Source organism: Zhihengliuella flava, assembly GCF_015751895.1.
In the GTDB taxonomy this organism is placed as follows: domain Bacteria; phylum Actinomycetota; class Actinomycetes; order Actinomycetales; family Micrococcaceae; genus Zhihengliuella; species Zhihengliuella flava.
This window is the reverse complement of the sequence record NZ_JADOTZ010000001.1, coordinates 1,447,240-1,464,191: the sequence shown is the minus strand read 5'-3', so window position 1 is coordinate 1,464,191 and position 16,952 is coordinate 1,447,240. Positions and strand designations below refer to the sequence as shown.

Annotated in this window: 17 protein-coding genes; 10 read left to right on the top strand and 7 right to left on the bottom strand. The window is 68.7% G+C overall.

What is annotated here, in order from left to right:
- Positions 1-100: 100 nt before the first annotated feature.
- Entirely contained in the window at positions 101-1,318 is a 1,218-nt protein-coding gene (gene rlmN / locus IW252_RS06760; protein ID WP_196835866.1) for a 23S rRNA (adenine(2503)-C(2))-methyltransferase RlmN, read from the top strand.
- Positions 1,319-1,337: 19 nt separating this feature from the next.
- On the opposite strand, the gene IW252_RS06755 is transcribed toward rlmN, so the two are convergent.
- The 3 genes from IW252_RS06755 to IW252_RS06745 all read right to left on the bottom strand — a co-directional run bounded on the left by IW252_RS06755 (position 1,338) and on the right by IW252_RS06745 (position 3,576).
- Positions 1,338-1,841 carry a septum formation family protein gene (locus tag IW252_RS06755; RefSeq protein WP_196835865.1) on the bottom strand — a complete coding sequence of 168 codons (504 nt, stop codon included), beginning with the start codon at positions 1,839-1,841 and terminating at the stop codon, positions 1,338-1,340.
- 112 nt (positions 1,842-1,953) lie between these two features.
- Entirely contained in the window at positions 1,954-2,196 is a 243-nt protein-coding gene (locus IW252_RS06750) for a PLDc N-terminal domain-containing protein (protein ID WP_196835864.1), read from the bottom strand.
- A gap of 9 nt (positions 2,197-2,205) precedes the next feature.
- Complete coding sequence (locus IW252_RS06745) at positions 2,206-3,576, bottom strand: TIGR01777 family oxidoreductase (RefSeq protein ID WP_196835863.1); 1,371 nt, start codon at positions 3,574-3,576, stop codon at positions 2,206-2,208.
- Positions 3,577-3,650: 74 nt separating this feature from the next.
- On the opposite strand from IW252_RS06745, the gene IW252_RS06740 reads away from it, so the two are divergent.
- The 3 genes from IW252_RS06740 to IW252_RS06730 all read left to right on the top strand — a co-directional run bounded on the left by IW252_RS06740 (position 3,651) and on the right by IW252_RS06730 (position 7,206).
- Complete coding sequence (locus tag IW252_RS06740; protein ID WP_196835862.1) at positions 3,651-5,015, top strand: cryptochrome/photolyase family protein; 1,365 nt, start codon at positions 3,651-3,653, stop codon at positions 5,013-5,015.
- Positions 5,016-5,433: 418 nt separating this feature from the next.
- Positions 5,434-6,588 carry an aminotransferase class I/II-fold pyridoxal phosphate-dependent enzyme gene (locus IW252_RS06735; protein ID WP_196837152.1) on the top strand — a complete coding sequence of 385 codons (1,155 nt, stop codon included), beginning with the start codon at positions 5,434-5,436 and terminating at the stop codon, positions 6,586-6,588.
- Between the two features lie 117 nt (positions 6,589-6,705).
- Positions 6,706-7,206, top strand: coding sequence for a hypothetical protein (locus IW252_RS06730; protein WP_196835861.1), 501 nt, complete (start codon positions 6,706-6,708; stop codon positions 7,204-7,206).
- 61 nt (positions 7,207-7,267) lie between these two features.
- On the opposite strand, the gene IW252_RS06725 is transcribed toward IW252_RS06730, so the two are convergent.
- Positions 7,268-8,479 carry a metallophosphoesterase family protein gene (locus IW252_RS06725; RefSeq protein ID WP_196835860.1) on the bottom strand — a complete coding sequence of 404 codons (1,212 nt, stop codon included), beginning with the start codon at positions 8,477-8,479 and terminating at the stop codon, positions 7,268-7,270.
- 190 nt (positions 8,480-8,669) lie between these two features.
- Between IW252_RS06725 and IW252_RS06720 the strand changes: the two genes are divergently transcribed.
- A complete protein-coding gene (locus tag IW252_RS06720; protein ID WP_196835859.1) occupies positions 8,670-9,695 on the top strand; it encodes an ornithine cyclodeaminase in 1,026 nt (341 codons plus the stop codon).
- Between the two features lie 12 nt (positions 9,696-9,707).
- On the opposite strand, the gene IW252_RS06715 is transcribed toward IW252_RS06720, so the two are convergent.
- Positions 9,708-10,154 carry an SRPBCC family protein gene (locus IW252_RS06715; RefSeq protein WP_196835858.1) on the bottom strand — a complete coding sequence of 149 codons (447 nt, stop codon included), beginning with the start codon at positions 10,152-10,154 and terminating at the stop codon, positions 9,708-9,710.
- Positions 10,155-10,239: 85 nt separating this feature from the next.
- Between IW252_RS06715 and IW252_RS06710 the strand changes: the two genes are divergently transcribed.
- The 3 genes from IW252_RS06710 to IW252_RS06700 all read left to right on the top strand — a co-directional run bounded on the left by IW252_RS06710 (position 10,240) and on the right by IW252_RS06700 (position 12,664).
- Positions 10,240-11,052 carry a CPBP family intramembrane glutamic endopeptidase gene (locus IW252_RS06710; protein ID WP_196835857.1) on the top strand — a complete coding sequence of 271 codons (813 nt, stop codon included), beginning with the start codon at positions 10,240-10,242 and terminating at the stop codon, positions 11,050-11,052.
- Positions 11,053-11,112: 60 nt separating this feature from the next.
- The gene (locus IW252_RS06705) at positions 11,113-12,102 is read left to right on the top strand and encodes an aldo/keto reductase (protein ID WP_196835856.1); all 990 of its coding nucleotides are present in this window, start codon (positions 11,113-11,115) and stop codon (positions 12,100-12,102) included.
- Positions 12,103-12,280: 178 nt separating this feature from the next.
- Positions 12,281-12,664, top strand: a complete 384-nt coding sequence (locus IW252_RS06700) for a hypothetical protein (RefSeq protein WP_196835855.1) — start codon at positions 12,281-12,283, stop codon at positions 12,662-12,664.
- A 290-nt stretch (positions 12,665-12,954) separates the two neighbouring features.
- Here the strand turns inward: IW252_RS06700 and purB are convergent, their stop codons facing one another.
- Complete coding sequence (gene purB, locus IW252_RS06695) at positions 12,955-14,361, bottom strand: adenylosuccinate lyase (protein ID WP_196835854.1); 1,407 nt, start codon at positions 14,359-14,361, stop codon at positions 12,955-12,957.
- Between the two features lie 182 nt (positions 14,362-14,543).
- On the opposite strand from purB, the gene IW252_RS06690 reads away from it, so the two are divergent.
- Positions 14,544-14,843, top strand: coding sequence for a hypothetical protein (locus tag IW252_RS06690; RefSeq protein ID WP_196835853.1), 300 nt, complete (start codon positions 14,544-14,546; stop codon positions 14,841-14,843).
- Positions 14,840-16,513 carry an alpha/beta hydrolase family protein gene (locus IW252_RS06685; RefSeq protein WP_196835852.1) on the top strand — a complete coding sequence of 558 codons (1,674 nt, stop codon included), beginning with the start codon at positions 14,840-14,842 and terminating at the stop codon, positions 16,511-16,513. Before IW252_RS06690 ends, IW252_RS06685 begins: the two co-directional genes overlap by 4 nt.
- Here the strand turns inward: IW252_RS06685 and IW252_RS06680 are convergent.
- A complete protein-coding gene (locus tag IW252_RS06680) occupies positions 16,510-16,920 on the bottom strand; it encodes a phage holin family protein (RefSeq protein ID WP_196835851.1) in 411 nt (136 codons plus the stop codon). The two genes, IW252_RS06685 and IW252_RS06680, sit on opposite strands and share 4 nt — an antisense overlap.
- Between the last annotated feature and the right edge of the window lie 32 nt (positions 16,921-16,952).

Here is a 16,952-nt window from a genome sequence, read left to right as displayed (position 1 = left end):
CTTCCGTGGGGTTCGGTGATTCGGAATCTACTCCCGGCCTTGGCCGTTGTCACTGAAAACACGTGGCCACTGCCGCGCGTGCATGGGAGACTGGACGGTGATGACTAAGCAGACCCCTTCCTCAGCCGGACTGAACCGCCCTCAGGTGCGCCCCACCGCCGAAGGGTGGAAGCAGCCGATGGGCCCGGACGGCCGCCCGCAGCTGCAGTTTGCGCAGAAGCCGCGCGTTAGCCAGCCGCCCCAGCACCTGGCGGACATGACGCTGGCCGAGCGCTCGGCGAAGCTGAAGGAGATGGGACTGCAGGCCTTCCGCGCCAAGCAGCTCTCCGTGCACTACTTCCAGCACTACACCACGGACCCGGAGCAGATGACGGACTTGCCCGCAGCCCAGCGGCAGGAGCTGGCCGAGGCCATGTTCCCCACGCTGCTCACCGAGGTTAAGCGCCTCGTCACGGACAACGGGGACACCATCAAGTTCCTGTGGCGACTCTTCGACGGATCGCTCGTGGAGTCGGTGCTGATGCGCTACCCGGGGCGCGTGACCCTGTGCGTGTCCAGCCAGTGTGGCTGCGGCATGAACTGCCCGTTCTGCGCCACCGGCCAAAACGGCCTCACCCGCAACATGTCCACCGCGGAAATTCTGGACCAGATTGTCCAAGCCAACCGCGTCATCGCGGAGGGTGGGCTGAAGGGCACCGGCCGCAAGGGCGTGCACGACGCCGAGCGGGTCACCAACATTGTCTTCATGGGGATGGGCGAGCCCCTGGCGAACTACAAGCGCGTCATGAACGCGGTCCACCGGATGATCGACGAGGCGCCGGAAGGGCTGGGCATGAGCGCCCGCGGCATCACCGTCTCCACGGTGGGTCTGGTCCCGGCGATCAACAAGCTCGCCGAGGAGGACATTCCGATCACCTTCGCCCTGTCCCTGCACGCGCCGGATGACGAGCTGCGTGATGACCTGATCCCGGTGAACTCCCGCTGGAAGGCGGACGCGGCCATCGATGCGGCCTACAACTACTACCAAAAGACGGGCCGCCGCGTGTCCATCGAATACGCGCTCATCAAGGACATGAACGACCACCCGTGGCGCGCGGCCCTGCTGGCGAAGAAGCTCAATGCCCGCGGCCGCGGTTGGGTGCACGTCAATCCCATTCCGCTCAACCCGACGCCCGGGTCCATCTGGACGTCGTCGGAGCCGGAGGTCATGCAGGAGTTCCTCGACATCCTGAACGACGCCGGTGTTCCCACCACCCTGCGGGATACTCGCGGCAAGGAGATCGACGGCGCCTGCGGCCAGCTCGCCGCGGCCGAATAAGCGCAGCGCGGGCTGCTCGTTACCCGTCGATCAGATCCCGCGCGCTGCCCACCAGAGGAAAGCCCTCGGAGCCCACGATGAGGCACTGGAAGAGGCGGTCCCCGCGCTGCCAGGACTCGTCCGTCGGATAGAACGCGGTGATGCCGAGGTCCGCCACGGCGCGGTGCGTCGGCTCCGCCCCCACGTACTCGGAAAATTCCTCGACACAGTGCTCGTCAAACAATTCGGAGAAAGCGTCCTCGTCGGGGGCGCCGCTGCCGTCGAGCTCAAGGTCGACGTAGACCTCCGCCGTGTGCGGCTCGGAGCAGTGCACCAGCGTGATGTCCGTGAGCTCTGTCTGCTGGGCGCTGATGACCTGCGGGTCGTCGACGCAGTCGCCCTTCCGGACCTCGAAAACGTGCGCGCTGGTGCGGCCGATCACCTGGCCATCGTCCCCGCGCTCCACCGCAGGATCGCTACATCCGGACACCGCGGCCAGCACGAGGATCGCCGCGGCCGTGCCGCCCGTCGCCCCATATTTCATGTGTGTCCCACCTTGCGCCCTGGCGGTCCGCACCCCCTGCGGACCGTCCTTGTGGTGATTCTAAAGGCGGTAAGGGTTATTGGGCTACGGCCCTGCCGTTCGTGACGGGCTCTTACGCGGCGTCGTCGTCTACCTTGGACGCGGCGGCGTCGGAAATGAACCAGCAGACGGCCCCGATGACGGGCAGGCACAGGATCGCCACGGCCCAGCCGAGCTGTCCCATGGGCTCGCGACGGCCCTTGGTCTTCTCGAGGCGCACCAAGGCGATCACCACCGCCACCAGCCACGCGAGTAGCGCCGCGGAAATGACCCATTCGAACGTGGTGGGCAGGGCGGGCGCGGCGGCGGACAGCATGGGCTCAGTCTATCCGCCGGCGCCCGCGCGCACCTTCCCGAGTACGTGCCGCAGGGCCGGCTCGAGGGTGGGGTAGCGGAACGGGTGGTCGGCGCCGCGCAGCGCGCGCGGACTCACGTGCTGATTCGCCAACGCTAGGTTGTCCGCGCCCTCCCCGCCGAGCAGGACGGCCGGGCCCACGCGCGGCACCGGCACCACGGCGGGGCGCTTGAGCACGCGTGCGAGGACGCGCGTGTACTCGGCGTTCCGCACCGCCTCCGGGGCCACCGCATTGACCGGGCCGGAGAGCTCCTCGTCCCACAGCGCCCGGTGGTAGACGTCCACCAGATCATCCAGCGCAATCCACGCCATCCACTGCTGGCCGCTGCCCAACCGACCGCCGAGCCCGGCGGAGAAGAGCGGGCGCAACAGGGCCAGCGTGCCCCCTGCGGCGGACTGCACAATCCCGGTCCGGACGGTCACCACGCGCATCCCCGACTCGCCCGCCCAGTCGTGGGCGGCGGCCTCCCAGTCGCTGACCACGCTGGAGAGGACGTCCGCCGTCGCCGGCGGCCCGGAGTGCTCCGTGAGTAGCTCTTCACCCCGGTCCGCGCCGTAGTAGCCGATCGCCGAGGCGCTCACGAACGCCCGCACGCCGCTGGCCGCGGCCGCCTCCGCGAGCCGGCGGGTCGGTTCGATGCGGCTTTCCCGGATCGCGCGCTTGTGCTCGGGCGTAAAGCGCCCGGCAATCGACGCCCCAGCGAGGTGCACGACGGCGTCGCACCCCTCCACCATCCCCGGCGCCGGGTCGGTGGGGTCCCAGCGGCGCTCGTCGGGCCCGGACGGCTCGCCGCGGACCAGCCGAATGACGCGGTGGCCGCCCGTCGTCAGGAACGCGGTCAGGGCCGAGCCCACCAGCCCGGAGGAGCCGCTCACCGCCACCGTCAGGGGCTCCAGCCCGGCCTCGGCCGCACGGCGATGTGCAGCGAGGTCATCCGCCAGCTGGCGGTGGCGATACGACAGCATGCTGGCCAGCGCCCGGGCCGGAACGGGCGTTTCAATCCGGTCCGTCACGCGCGTTTGGGCGTCACCGACGGGCTCGAACTCGTGCGTATGACGCCACGGCACCCGCCCGGTGACCGCGGAGCGCAGGCTCAGCGCGGCGGACTCGTCAACGAACCGGCGCCCCTCCACGTACCCGGATGGCTGATGCTGGCCCACCCAGCGCTGGCCCGCCGGAAGGGCGATGTGTGCGACGCCGTCGCGCAGGGATTCGGCCTCCGCCATGACGGTGGCCGGCTGCCACGGCGGGGCCAACCGGGTGAACGCTCCGGGGCGGGAGAACCAGGCAAACACGTCCTCGACGGGGGCATCGACCACGCTGGAGTGAGTGATAGTCATGACTTAGGTTCTCCCGTTGCCTGACCGAACGCAAGCACCCCTGCCGCCAGAGTCATGGCCCGTAGGATGAGCCCATGACCACACTCGTTTGGTTCCGTGACGATCTGCGATTGGCGGACCACCCCGCCCTGCGGGCGGCCCTCGAGAAGGAGGGGCCGGTGATCTGCCTGTACGTCCTCGATGAGGAGTCCGCGGGCGTGCGCTCGCTCGGCGGCGCGGCACGCTGGTGGCTGCACCACTCGCTTGAGGCCCTGGCCGACCGCGTGCAGGACCGCGGCGGGACGCTGGTGCTGCGACGCGGGCCGGCCGCCGACGTCGTACCCGAGGTCGCCGACGCGGCCGGTGCGGACGCCGTCTTCTGGAACCGGCGCTACGGCGGGGCCGAACGCGAGGTCGACTCCAGCGTCAAGGACACGCTGCGCCAGGCCGGGATCGAGGCCCATTCCTTCGCGGGCAGTCTCCTCTTTGAGCCATGGACCATCACCACGGGGCAGGGCGGCCACTACAAGGTGTTCACTCCCTTCTGGAAGGCGTGCCTCGCGGAGCCGCCGCCCCGTGCCCCACTGCCGGAACCGCGCGAGGTGCCCGGCCCGGCGTCGCCGCCCGCCTCTGACGACCTCGACGCGTGGGGCCTGACGCCCACCGCCCCGGACTGGGCCGGTGGGCTGCGCGAGGCCTGGGAGCCCGGCGAACTGGCCGCGCGGCGGCGGCTCCGGGACTTCCTCGAGCAGGACGTGGACGAGTACGACCGCGCGCGGGACGAGCCCGCCGCCGGCACCACCTCCCTACTGTCCCCGCACCTGCGCTTCGGCGAAATCAGCCCGTACACCGTGTGGCACGAGGCCGTCTCCTCCGGCCGCGACGTGGGCGGGTTCCTCTCCGAGATCGGGTGGCGTGAATTCGCTTGGCACACGCTTTACCACTTCCCGGCGCTGGCGCGGGAGAACCTCAACGCACGGTTCGACGCGTTCCCTTGGCCGGAGTTGAACGAGGACCACCTACGGTTCTGGCAGCAGGGACGGACGGGCGTGGCCCTCGTGGATGCCGGCATGCGCGAGCTCTGGGAGACCGGGACCATGCACAACCGGGTGCGGATGGTCGTGGCGTCCTACCTCGTGAAAAACCTGATGATCGACTGGCGGCACGGCGAGGAGTGGTTCTGGGACACGCTGGTGGACGCGGACGAGGCCAGCAACCCGTTCAATTGGCAGTGGGTGGCCGGCTCCGGTGCGGACGCCGCCCCGTACTTCCGGATCTTCAATCCCGAGACCCAAGCCAAGAAGTTTGACCCCCAGCACCAGTACGTGGGCCGCTGGGCGCCGGAGTACGTCAGCGGCGATGAGCTGCTGCCGGAGCCTCTCGTGGACCTGCGCGCGTCCCGCCAGCAGGCCCTCGACGCGTACGAGGAGGTCAAGGGCGCGAGCAACGAGCGGGGCTGAGCCCGCCGCTGACGGTCTGTGGCGGACCCGTGCGGTGGGAGGGACGGCGCCCCACGGGGTTCACACGAATCGACGCCGAGCACCACGAGCACTGCCGGGTCTGCGCCGAGGCGTGCCGCCGAGAACGAAGCGAGCATTCTCAACGCCTACTATGAGCGGCCCGCCATGGTCGAGCTCGCGGGCGACGTTGCCGGCCGGCGCCGTTGCATCTCCTTCATCTTCTTCGCGCTGGAATCCGCGGCATAAGAGGCCGCTCCGCGCTCCCGCTGGGCGGGAGCGGCGGGGTGTGAAATTCTGAGGTGAGGCACGACGGCGGCTCCCGCGCCGGCGTCGTACGCCGCCCCGAACAGCGCCCACCCTTGGAGCACCCGTGCCGCAGCCCCCGTCCAGCCGTTCTCAGGTCCCCGGATTCAAAGTCATGGAAGTCCTCGCCCGGGTGGCCGAGCTCCGCGCGGCGGGACGGGACGTCATCTCCCTGTGCGCGGGCGAACCCTCCGGTGGCGCGCCCGCCCCGGTCTCCGAGGCCGCGGCCGCGCTGCACGCCTCCGGTACGCCGCTGACCTACACGCCCGCTCTCGGCATTGCTGAGCTGCGTCAGGCCATCGCCGGGCACTATCGGCGCTGGTACGGGCTCGACGTCGCGCCGCGCAACGTGGCGGTGACCACCGGATCCTCGGGCGCGTTCACGCTCCTCTTCCTGACGGCCTTCAACCCGGGGGACCGCGTGGTCCTAGCGCGTCCCGGCTACCCGGCCTACCGCAACATCCTCAAGGCCTTGGGGATCGAGGTCATCGAAATTCCGTGTGGGCCGCAGACCCGCTACCAGCCCACGCCCGAGCTGCTGGACGCCGCGGCCGCGACGCATGGGCCGCTGGCCGGCGTCGTGTTGGCGTCTCCGGCGAACCCCACCGGCACCATGGTCAACCGAGCCGAGCTGGGGGCGCTCGCCGACTGGTGCCGCGAGCACGACGCGCGCCTGGTCAGCGACGAGATTTATCACGGCATCACCTACCCGGGTCCTGACGCCGCGGACCCACGCGGGGTGTGCGCATGGGAGCTGGATCAGGAGAGCATCGTGATCTCCAGCTTCTCCAAGTACTGGGGCATGACCGGCTGGCGGCTCGGTTGGTCCCTGGTGCCGGACAGCCTGCTGGGCGCGGTAGATGCGCTGGCCTCCAACGTGGCGCTGTGCCCGCCGGCGCCGGCGCAGAGGGCAGCCGTGGCCGCGTTCTCGGAGGAGTCCTACGCTGCGGGCGAGCAGTCCGTGGCCCAGTTCTCCGCGACGCGCGCCGCGCTGCTCGAGCGGTTGCCGGAGCTCGGGTGGGGTGCCGCGGCACCGGCCGATGGTGCCTTCTATTTGTACGCTGACTTGGGCGAACAGTTGGGCGCGTGGCCCGATTCCGGCGCCTATTGCGCGGCGCTGCTGGAGGCCGAGGGCGTGGCGCTGACGCCCGGGGTGGACTTTGATGAGGACGGCACCACGGCGGTGCGGCTCAGCTTTGCGGCCGGGGAGGACGCGGTGCGGGAGGCGGTGGACCGCATCCTGCGTTTTCAGGCGGCTCACCGCGGCTGACGCGCGCGTACCGACCAGCCCCTTTCTGACCCGCCCGGGCTCGTGAATTCAACGACATTCGGTTGATTCCCGGGGTGCCTCGGCGGCGAGAATGGGCTGGCCGGTACATTGAAGGTCATGATGACGGATGCACGCTACGCCGCCCGCCTGCTCTGGGTCTTTGGCGCGGGCATGGCCCTGACGTGGGCGCTAACCGCCGCCGCGTTCTCCAACCTGCTGCCGCTGGCCGCGCTCGGCGTTTCCCTGACGGTCGTCCAGCTCGCCGTGAACCTGGTGACCGCGGGGGCCGCCTTCCTCATCACCAGGGCGCGCAAGGATCTTTCCGGCGTGGCCGTCTTGCAGCTGATCATCGCGCTGGTGGTTTCCTTCGTGGAAATCAGCGTGGACGCGACCCACACGTGGTACTTCGCGGTGGGCCTGTTGATCTGGGCGTTCACGCTCAAGGACCTCTGGATGGCTCTCGGCGCCTCGGCCGCGGTGGCCGTCGCGGCCTTCGTCCTCGCGGTCCCCACGCAGCTGCGGGTGTTGCCCCTCGTGATCGCGGTGGCGGCCGGCGTCGTCATCCTTGCGGGCGTGGCCCGGCGCCTCACCGCCCCGCGGTCTGCGCCGCAGGCCTGAGGGCGGTGACGACGACGGCGCCCGGCGGCGGATGCCACCGGGCGCCGCGCGCTCGTGAGGGTTACGGCAGTGGTGCCGGTTCGCTGATGCGCTGGTGGCCCGGCGACGTGTCGATCCCGAGGTCCGCGGCAAAGACCGTGCGGGTGCCCGTGTAGACGCCCTCGGCGTTCTCATCGAGCTCGAACACGCGCGCACCGCGCAGGCGGTGCTGCTCCGCGCCCGAGAACCCGTAAGTGCCGAAGCCGGTGCCCGGGCCGTAGCCGAGCTCAATGCCGAAGTAGTTGCCGCTGTACGTGTTGACGTGGTCGTGACCCACGTAGACGCCGCGGACGTCGCCGCGCTCCTGCATGGCGGCGTACAGCCCCGAGTTGAACGCGCCCACGTACACGCCCTCGTTCTTCTCGCCCACAATGCTGTGGAGTTCGGCGGCTGCAGCGTGGGTGGATTCGTCGGATCCGAACTGGGAGCCGAACCACATGTGGTGGTGCTCCCAGAGCGGGATGTGGAAGAAGGCCAGGGAGGGGATCTTGCGGCCATAGTGCTTTTCGGTGGCCGCGGAGGTTTCCCGGTACCACTGCACCTGATTGCCGTGGATCCAGTCGTAGTTCATCAAGCTCTTCCGGCTCTGGCCGCCGATGGTGCTGGGCGCGTAGCGGTTGGAGTCGAAGAGCCACACGCCGAAGGCCGGCTGCTTGGAGGCGGAGGACTGCAGGAGGACCTGGCCGTTGGAGTGGCCCATGAGGTCCGCGTCGATCTCCGGGTTGATGTTGTGCTCGTAGGAGCTGTGGAGCCAGTCCACAATGGCGGGCTCCGTCATGGACGTGTTGTGGCTCAGCGAGTCTTCGTCGTGATTGCCGAAGGTGAGCGCGAACTTGATGCCGCGCTCCTCGATCGGTGCCAGCACGTTGTTGTAGGCCTGCTTGACCTCGGTGTCCGTGGAGGGGGTGCCGTTGATGACGTCGCCGTTGAGGACCACCAAGCCGGGCTTCTCCGAGTCGAGAGTCTTTTCGATCAGTTCGATCGTGCGGCGGTCCGTCAGGTGCGTGTCCTGAGTGTCGTTGAACTGGACGATCCGGAGCTTGCCATCGGCGCCGAAGCGCACGGGCATGGACTTGTTCGGCTTCGGCTGGCCAGAGGCATGGGCCGGGGCGGCGGACGCGGCGGCGGAGAACAATCCCGCGACCGTCGCGACGCCGGCGCCTGCGAGGACGCCGCGGCGTCCCACGCCGGCGGAGGGTTGAGGCTGTGTTTCAGGGGTGTGGTGTTGGGTCATGTCACAGACCGTAGGTGCCGCACGTGACGGCCCGGTGGCCGTGACGGCACTCGAGGGACACCTGACGTTTGAGTAACCCACATCGCGGTGAACGTGCGCCTGACGTGGGGTTGTGTCGATACACGTGAATGGGCCTAGCGCTGGCTGAGGCGGCGGGCCTACCCTGAGTCCATCGGCACAGGAGGCGAGCATGACGCGATTTGTGGATGTCCCCAGCATGGTTCGATGGCTGGCCGCGGCTGGCGTCGAAAACACGCTCACCGGCCTCACGGAGGCGGTGCGTGAGGATTTTTCCCGGTGGCAGGAGTTTGAGAAGACGCCGCGGGTGGCCAGCCACACCCCGTTCGGCGTAATCGAGCTGATGCCCACCACGGACTTCCAGCGGTATGGCTTCAAGTACGTCAACGGCCACCCGTCCAATCCGGCCCGGGGCTTTCAAACCGTGACCGCGTTTGGCGTGCTCGCGGAGGTGCACAACGGCTATCCCATCTTCATCTCGGAAATGACCTTGCTGACCGCCTTGCGCACGGCCGCGACCAGCGCGCTCGCCGCCCGCCTGCTGGCCCGCCCGGACTCGCGGGTCATGGCGCTGATCGGCGCCGGCAGCCAAGCAGAGTTTCAGGCGCTCGCCCTCCGCGCGGCGGTGGGCATCGACTCGTTGCGCGTCTTCGACGTGGACGCGCGGGCGACGGCGAAGCTCGCCCGGAATCTGGAACCGTTGGGTTTCACGGTGGTCGCCGCGGCCACTGCCGCGGAGGCCGCCGCCGGCGCCGACGTCGTCACGACCTGTACCGCGGACAAACGCAACGCCACCGTCCTGCAGCGCGGCGACGTCGTACCCGGCATGCACGTGAACGCCATCGGCGGGGACTGCCCGGGCAAGACGGAACTGGACCCGGCGATCTTGAGCGTCGGCGAGGTCTTCGTGGAGTTCGAGCCACAGACCCGGCATGAGGGGGAGATTCAGAACGCCCCGGAAACGCCCGTCACCGAGTTGTGGCGAGTGCTCGCCGGCGAGGCGCCGGGGCGCACCACGCCCGAGCAGGTGACGGTGTTCGACTCGGTGGGGTTCGCCATCGCCGACTTCGCCGCGCTGCGGTACGTGTATGAGGCGGTGGAGGGCACCGAGTTCGCCCAAGAGCTTCACCTCGTGGCGGACCCGGAGGACCCCAAGGACCTGTTCGGGATGATCAACGCGCTCAAACCCATCGGGTGACGCCGCGGGCGGTTAGGGCCCGGAGATGAGGTGCTCGTTGCGCTGCTCGATCAGCGTCCGAAGGTAGCGGGCCAGCACGACCTTCTCCGCCAACCGGCCGAGCACCCCCAACGGCGCCTCGAAGCGGACCCGGTCCACCATCGTGGTCCCGTGCGCGTCTTCATGGAACCAGTGCTCGTGCCGGAAGGAGCGGAACGGGCCGCGGACCTGCTCGTCCACGAACGCGTGGGGTGCGTCGAAGGCGGTGATGCGGCTGGTCATCCGCAGCGGCACGCCAAAGTGCCAGGCCCGCCACGTCACCTGATCCCCGGGACCCAACAAGCCCGACGTCGTGCCGGCGACGGCTCGCTCCCGCGAACCCTCCATGGAGGCCGTGTGCGCCTCGACGCTGCGCGAGCGGTCAAAGAGCGCGGCGGCCGGCAGGCTGGTGCGCGTGGTGCAGCGAAACTCAACGGCCATGCGGCCAGTATGCCAGCACGCGCCGTCGTCGTTCCCCGGGCGGAAGCTACCTGCGCGGCACGTGGAGGGGTGGCATGCTGGTGGCATGAACCCGCCCGCAACCGCCCCACCCGTGGTGAGCGTGAAGCTGCTGCCCGCCGCACTGTTGTGCGCCTCGGCGGTGTTGTTGTTTGGGGTGGGGCACGACGTCGGCGGGTACGGCACGCTGGTGGTGGCGCTGATCGTGGCGCTCGTGGTGGACCGGGCGTTGGCGCGGGACCTGCTGCTGATCGCCGCGGGCCTGGTGATCGTCAGCTCCGTGCCGCTGCACGCGGACCTCAGCCTGGGGCACATGGTCGCGATGGGTACCGCGCTAACGCTCGCGGTGGCCGTCCCCTGGCTGATGCACCGGTACGTGTTCCGGGAGCGGGTGATTCGTTTTCCTGTCCGCACCGGCAGGCCGTGGCCGCTGGCCGGCAAGCTCTACCTGCTGCTGGTGGTGGCGCTCGGTTACCTGATTCTGCCCACCTACTTGGTCAACACGGGCGTCTATGCGAACTGGCCGGATGCGTCCGATCCCACGATTTTCTGGCGGCTGTTCCTCGGCGTGAACGCGGTGGGCATCTGGGATGAGCTGTTCTTCATCTGCACCACGTTCACGCTGCTGCGCCGGCACTTCCCGACGTGGCAGGCCAACCTGCTGCAGGCCGTCATCTTCACGTCCTTTTTGTGGGAGATCGGCTACCAGTCTTGGGGGCCGCTGCTGACGTTTCCGTTCGCCCTGCTGCAGGGGTACACGTTCAAGCTCACCAAATCCCTGACGTACGTGGTGTCCGTGCACCTGATCTTTGACTTCGTGCTGTTTTTGGCGCTGGTGCACGCGCACAATCGGGAGTGGCTGCCGATCTTCCTGTACTGAGGAGGCGGCCGCGGTGTGAGACGGGCTGCACGGTGGCCTCAGCGCCTGTAGGTTTGGAACATGATGAAACGAACTCTTGGACGCACTGGCCGCGACGTCTCGGTGATCGGCCTCGGCACCTGGCAGCTCGGTGGAGACTGGGGCGACGTTGAGGACTCGGCCGCCCTGTCCGTGCTGGACGCCGCGTACGAGTCCGGCGTGCGGTTCTTCGACACCGCCGACGTGTACGGCGACGGCCGGAGCGAGGCCACGATCGGCCGCTGGCTGGCGGCCAACCCGAACTCCGGCGTCACGGTGGCTACCAAGATGGGCCGCCGCGTGGAGCAGCTGCACGAGAACTACCATCTGGACGCCTTCCGCGCGTGGAATGACCGCTCCCGTGAGAACCTCGGCGTGGACACCCTGGACCTTGTCCAGCTGCACTGCCCGCCCACCTCGGTCTACGCGGACGACGCCGTCTACGAGGTCTTGGACACGATGGTCCAGGAGGGGCGCATCGCCAACTACGGGGTCTCCGTGGAGACGGTCGAGGAAGCGCTCACCGCGATCAAGCGGCCGAACGTGGCCACCGTGCAGATCATCGTCAACGCGTTCCGTCTCAAGCCGGTCGAGGAAGTCCTCCCCGTCGCCGCGGAGGCCGGCGTCGGCATCATCGCCCGCGTCCCACTCGCCTCCGGCCTACTCTCCGGCCGCTACACGCTGGACACACAGTTCGCGGAGAACGACCACCGCAACTTCAATCGCCACGGCGAGGCGTTCGACGTCGGCGAGACCTTCTCCGGCGTCGATTACGCCACGGGTGTGCAGGCGGCCGGCGAGTTCACGGAGCTGGCCCGCCAGGCCGCACCGGACGCGACGCCAGCGCAGGTCGCCCTCGCGTGGCTCGCCTCCCGCCCCGAGATCTCCTCGATCATCCCGGGCGCCCGCAACGCCGAACAGGCCCGCGCCAACGCGGCCGCCGGTTCGCTCACTCTGCCGGACGGCTTCGACGCCGTCGTGCGCGAGCTCTACGACGCGCGCCTGCGCGAGGCCATCCACCCGCGCTGGTAAGCCTCACGCTGGGAGCCCACCTGACGCCGTCGTACTGGATTCCAGGACGACGGCGTCGCCGCGTGTGGGCGCGGCGGGTGCCGAGTGCGCGGGTGGATCGTCAGGAACCCCTTGAATGCTCCGAATGAATGCGCAACCATGAGTCCGAATGACTGTGGCAACCGGGGGGGGGGGAAGCATGTTGCACCAGATGTGGCGAGCTCTGGCCGCGCTGACTTATGGCGGAATGGTCTTCGCGGTGTTGGGTCAGCAGGTGCTCGGCACGTGGTCGTGGGTCATTGGCGGAGCGTCAGTCGCATTGCTCGTCCTGATCGGCGTGCAGGCCCGGCCGTGGTCACACAAGTGGCCGGGAGGTCGCGTCCCGCGCCGCATGATCATCACGACGCTCCTGATGATTCTCTTGCTGCCATTATTCAGCGGATTCGATGGAGCCCGAGGCCTCGTTCACGCCAGCCTCATGGGGCTTCTGGTCGCCGGAGGCGTGTGGTCGGCCATGCCGCCGCGCGCGCCGTCCAAACCCGCGGCCACCACGGAGCCGCCGGCCTCGGCTGCGGCGAGCTAAAGGCCGTCCGCTCACCAGCATGAGCGCCGCGTGCGGAAGCTCCACGACGCTGATCGTTCAGGCCGCTTCCGCGTACATTCCAGCCCAACTTCACCTGCTGCAAGCGGAGCCAATTTCACGCCACCCCTGACTGACTGGGGGTTATGCGAAACCGCTTCACGCCTCCGCGGCGAGGTTGGGCTGGAATGTACACAACGGCCAGTGCCGCCAAGCGCCCTGGATAGGCCAGCGGCCGCCGTCGTACTCCACAATGAGTACGACGACGGCCGCAAGGCCGGGACTGTGGCCCCTTACTTCAGGTGGTCCACCAGGGCCGGAGCGATGCCGTGGTAGGTACCCGGCGTGAGCTCCAGCAGCCGCGCCTCCGCGTCGGCGGAGAGGCCGAGCGACTGCACGAACTCCTTCATGCGGGCCGCATCCACGCGGTGGCCGCGCGTGAGGTCCTTGAGGCGCTCGTACGGGTTCTCCATACCCTCAACGCCGGCGACAGCCTCGGCACGCATCACCATCTGGATGGCCTCGCCGAGCACCTCCCAGTTGGTGTCGAGGTCGGCGGCGAGCACCTCCTCGGCGACGTCGAGGCGCTCCAGACCCTTGGCCACGTTGGAGATGGCCAGCAGGGAGTGGCCGAACGCGGTGCCGATGTTGCGCTGGCTGGACGAGTCGGTGAGGTCGCGCTGCCAGCGGGAGGTGACCAGCGTGGCGGCGAGCGTATCCAGCAGGCCGTTGGAGATCTCCAGGTTGGCTTCGGCGTTCTCGAAGCGGATCGGGTTCACCTTGTGCGGCATGGTGGAGGAGCCGGTGGCGCCGGCCACCGGGATCTGCGCGAAGTAGCCGATGGAGATGTAGCTCCAGATGTCCGTGCAGATGTTGTGCAGGATCCGATTGAAGCGGGCCATGTCCGCGTAGAGCTCGGCCTGCCAGTCGTGGGATTCAATCTGCGTGGTCAGCGGGTTCCACGTCAGGCCGAGGCCCTCGACGAACGTGCGGGAGACCTCCTGCCAGTCGGCGGTGGGCACGGAGGCGTAGTGGGCGGCGTAGGTGCCGGTGGCACCGTTGATCTTGCCCAGGAAGTCGGTCTTCGCGATGCGGTCCAGCTGGCGCTGCAGGCGCCACGCGGAGACGGCGAGCTCCTTGCCGAGCGTCGTCGGCGTGGCCGGCTGGCCGTGGGTACGGGAGAGCATCGGGACCTCGCGGGTCTCCTCCGCCATCCGGCCGATCTGCTCCACCAGCTGGCTGGCGGCGGGCAGCCACACGTCCTCGACGGCGCCCTTGATGCCCACGGCGTAGGAGAGGTTGTTGATGTCCTCGCTGGTGCAGCCGAAGTGCACCATCGAGGTCAGGTGGGCCAGGGAGAGGCCCTCCAACCGGCGGCCGATGAAGTACTCGACGGCCTTGACGTCATGCACGGTCACGGCCTCGATCTCGGCCAACTCGGCCACGGCGTCGCCATTGAAGTCCGTGACGATCTTGCGCAGGCCCGCCGTCTGCTCGGCCGTGAGCGGGCTCGTGCCCGGCAGCACCGAGTGCTGGGTCAGGTGGATGAGCCACTCCACCTCTACGTGCACGCGGTCCCGGTTCAGGGCCGCTTCGGAGAGGTAGTCGACAAGGGGTGCGACGGCGGCACGGTAGCGACCGTCGAGCGCACCGAGTGCCAGGGGTTCGGATGCCAGTGAAAAGCGCGCAGATTCAGCCATGGGCCCATTCTTTCACGCGCGGCGCGCCCACTTGCTATCCACAGCCGTTGCCGCGCGGAAGTTACCCACAGTCATCGGCTCACAGGGCTCGCCGGCGCTCCTGACTTTCTACGCTGGCTACGTGCCGGGCTCGCCCGGCGGTGGACAGGCAGGGCTCTGAGTGGGCAGGAGAGGGCAGCGGCGTGGGGAACGGCTGGGATGAGTTGGTGACGCAGACCGGGCAGGCAGTGGAGGGCGTGCGCCAGGCGCGCGATCAGCTGCACCTGGCACGCCTCCGCGTGGACTGGAGATCCACGGCCGGGGCTGCGTTCCAAGGGGCCCTCCAGCACGCGTTGATGCGCACCTACGCCTTGCTCGATGACGCCGAACGGGCGCACGCGGCAGCGCTCGCCGGACGCCAACGGGCGGCTGAGAATCCGTTCTATGAACAGCCGAGCCCCCACGGGGTCGAGCACATCGGCGCCCGGATGGGGATGCTATGACCACCGTGATTCGAGGGCACGGAGAGCCGGTGGATGCGGCCTTCACGGTGCACTACCCGGCCGCTGACATCGACGAGGCGATCGTCCGGCTGGACTCCGCCGCCGATCACCTAGAACGGGCCCGGCATCACGTGCGCAGCGCGGAGATTGCGCTGCTGAGCGTGCCGCCGTTGGAGCAGCACTACTTTTCCGAGGGGCCGGTAGCCCTCAGCTTCGCCAACGTGACGGCGTGGAATCTTACCGCCGAGGTGCAGACCCTCGCCGGCGCTACGCGAACCGCCGCGTGGGTGTATGAGGAGGCCGAGCTGGAGGCCAAACGGGCGGATCCGCTGTTCAGTGGGCAGCCGCTCGTGGTGCTCTCCAACTACCTCTTGGACGGCCCGGGCTTCTACCCGTCCGCGCAGTTGACGCAGGACTTCATCAATCAAGCGCCCCAAGCGCTGGCGGCGTTGGTGGATATGGTCGCAGGGTTCTTCTTCAAGGGGCGCGCTGGAGCGGCCGGGGCAGGGGACACCTTTCGCCAGAAGATGACCGCCAAGCTCCAGAAGAAGCTTGATGAGGCGCCAGTCGACGCCGGGCGGATCACCGCGGAAGAAAGTCTCGAGGAGGCCGATCCAGACACTCCGTGGGCCGAGCGCATCCCCAATTCGGTGGGGCAACTGGCGAACTGGCTGCGGGATGAGGAACATGGGGGCCTTGCCGAGGACTCCGTCTACCAGAGGCTCGTTCCGGTCCTTCACGCTGTCTGGGCCCAACTGAGCAAGGCCCTCGGCCAGCCCATCGACGTGGTGGGGGTGCGGAGTCAGGACACTGCCGGCTTCGCCCCCGGGCTGTGGGGCGTGGTGCAGGAGGGGGCGCACCTGCAGCAGGATTCGGCCATCACCATTCGGTCAACGGAGACGGCCACCGGCACCGTGCACGTGGTGACGTTCCCGGGGACCCAGGGGGCCGGCGAGGCCTGGCACAGCAAGAACTTCTCCGACTTAACGGGCGCGGTGGAGGCCACCACGGAGCAGAGCCGCACGCAGGTCGAAGCCACGCTCGAGGCGCTGGAGCGCGTCGGCGCGCACCCCGGGGACCGGCTGGTCCTCAGCGGTCACAGCCAAGGGGGGATGCATGCGGTCAACGTGGCGAACAATTCCGGGGTGCGGGACCTCTACCCGGTGGAGTACGTCATCACGCAGGGGGCGCCGGTGGCTGAGCTGGGCCTCACCGAGCAGGTGAAGTCCGTGCACTTCGAGCACGTCGATGATCCCATCACGGGACTCGACGGCGCCGATGTCCAAGCCTCCGAGGAGCATATGGTGGTCCTCAGCGACGCCTACGCCCCGGAGGTCAACCGGTGGGCCTTCGACGGGATCATGGGCCCAGCGCACGGTTCGGAGAACTATCGGCACGTGGTGCAGGAGGCACTCGAGCAGAACAACCCGGCGTTGGCCGCGGTGGACGCCGAACTCACGGCGTTGCTGACACCCGTGGGCGCCTCGTCGGCGAAGCAGGTCAGCCTCCAGCGGAGAATTCCGGAGATCTATCAGTCACCCACCTTCGGGCGGGCGGCGGAACGAGCACGCGCCAGCGTGACGGGAGCCCGCCCTGAGCAATGGCCCAGCGACGAGTCGCGCCGGCCCACGGGAGGTGCCCCGGGTCCCGCAGACCAGCGGAGGCGCTAGACGCGGCGGCGGTCCGGGACCAACCAGCCCAGCAACGCGGAGACGATCGCAACGATGATCGCGCCCAGCACCGCGTCCCAGAAGAACGTATCGATCGTGAACTGCACCGGCATGTAGGTGGTCAACCACGCCGTCAGGGCCAGCATGGCGGCGTTGATGATGATGGCAAACAAGCCCAGGGTCAGGCACGTGATCGGCAGGGAGAGGAAGCCGATAATAGGCTTCACCACGGCGTTGACGAGGCCAAACACCAATCCGATCAGCAGGTAGCCGAGCATCACACCGACGGTGCCGTTGCCCGTGGCGGCCTCGGTGGACGCAGCGGAAACGGTGATGCCGGGCAGCAACCAAGCAGCGGCGGCCAAGGCGAGCGCGTTGACGATCACGCGAACAATGAATCCCATCATGGGCATAGTTTGGCACGTCCCGCTATGAGACG

Excerpts from the sequence above, each read along its gene's own strand:
- rlmN (WP_196835866.1), top strand. The coding sequence starts at position 101 with ATGACTAAGCAGACCCCTTCCTCAGCCGGACTGAACCGCCCTCAGGTG.
- purB (WP_196835854.1), bottom strand. The coding sequence starts at position 14,361 with ATGGCTGAATCTGCGCGCTTTTCACTGGCATCCGAACCCCTGGCACTC.
- IW252_RS06735 (WP_196837152.1), top strand. The coding sequence starts at position 5,434 with ATGGAAGTCCTCGCCCGGGTGGCCGAGCTCCGCGCGGCGGGACGGGAC.
- IW252_RS06740 (WP_196835862.1), top strand. The coding sequence starts at position 3,651 with ATGACCACACTCGTTTGGTTCCGTGACGATCTGCGATTGGCGGACCAC.
- IW252_RS06700 (WP_196835855.1), top strand. The coding sequence starts at position 12,281 with ATGTTGCACCAGATGTGGCGAGCTCTGGCCGCGCTGACTTATGGCGGA.
- IW252_RS06715 (WP_196835858.1), bottom strand. The coding sequence starts at position 10,154 with ATGGCCGTTGAGTTTCGCTGCACCACGCGCACCAGCCTGCCGGCCGCC.
- IW252_RS06730 (WP_196835861.1), top strand. The coding sequence starts at position 6,706 with ATGATGACGGATGCACGCTACGCCGCCCGCCTGCTCTGGGTCTTTGGC.
- IW252_RS06750 (WP_196835864.1), bottom strand. The coding sequence starts at position 2,196 with ATGCTGTCCGCCGCCGCGCCCGCCCTGCCCACCACGTTCGAATGGGTC.
- IW252_RS06705 (WP_196835856.1), top strand. The coding sequence starts at position 11,113 with ATGATGAAACGAACTCTTGGACGCACTGGCCGCGACGTCTCGGTGATC.
- IW252_RS06725 (WP_196835860.1), bottom strand. The coding sequence starts at position 8,479 with ATGACCCAACACCACACCCCTGAAACACAGCCTCAACCCTCCGCCGGC.
- IW252_RS06720 (WP_196835859.1), top strand. The coding sequence starts at position 8,670 with ATGACGCGATTTGTGGATGTCCCCAGCATGGTTCGATGGCTGGCCGCG.
- IW252_RS06710 (WP_196835857.1), top strand. The coding sequence starts at position 10,240 with ATGAACCCGCCCGCAACCGCCCCACCCGTGGTGAGCGTGAAGCTGCTG.
- IW252_RS06685 (WP_196835852.1), top strand. The coding sequence starts at position 14,840 with ATGACCACCGTGATTCGAGGGCACGGAGAGCCGGTGGATGCGGCCTTC.
- IW252_RS06680 (WP_196835851.1), bottom strand. The coding sequence starts at position 16,920 with ATGATGGGATTCATTGTTCGCGTGATCGTCAACGCGCTCGCCTTGGCC.
- IW252_RS06745 (WP_196835863.1), bottom strand. The coding sequence starts at position 3,576 with ATGACTATCACTCACTCCAGCGTGGTCGATGCCCCCGTCGAGGACGTG.
- IW252_RS06755 (WP_196835865.1), bottom strand. The coding sequence starts at position 1,841 with ATGAAATATGGGGCGACGGGCGGCACGGCCGCGGCGATCCTCGTGCTG.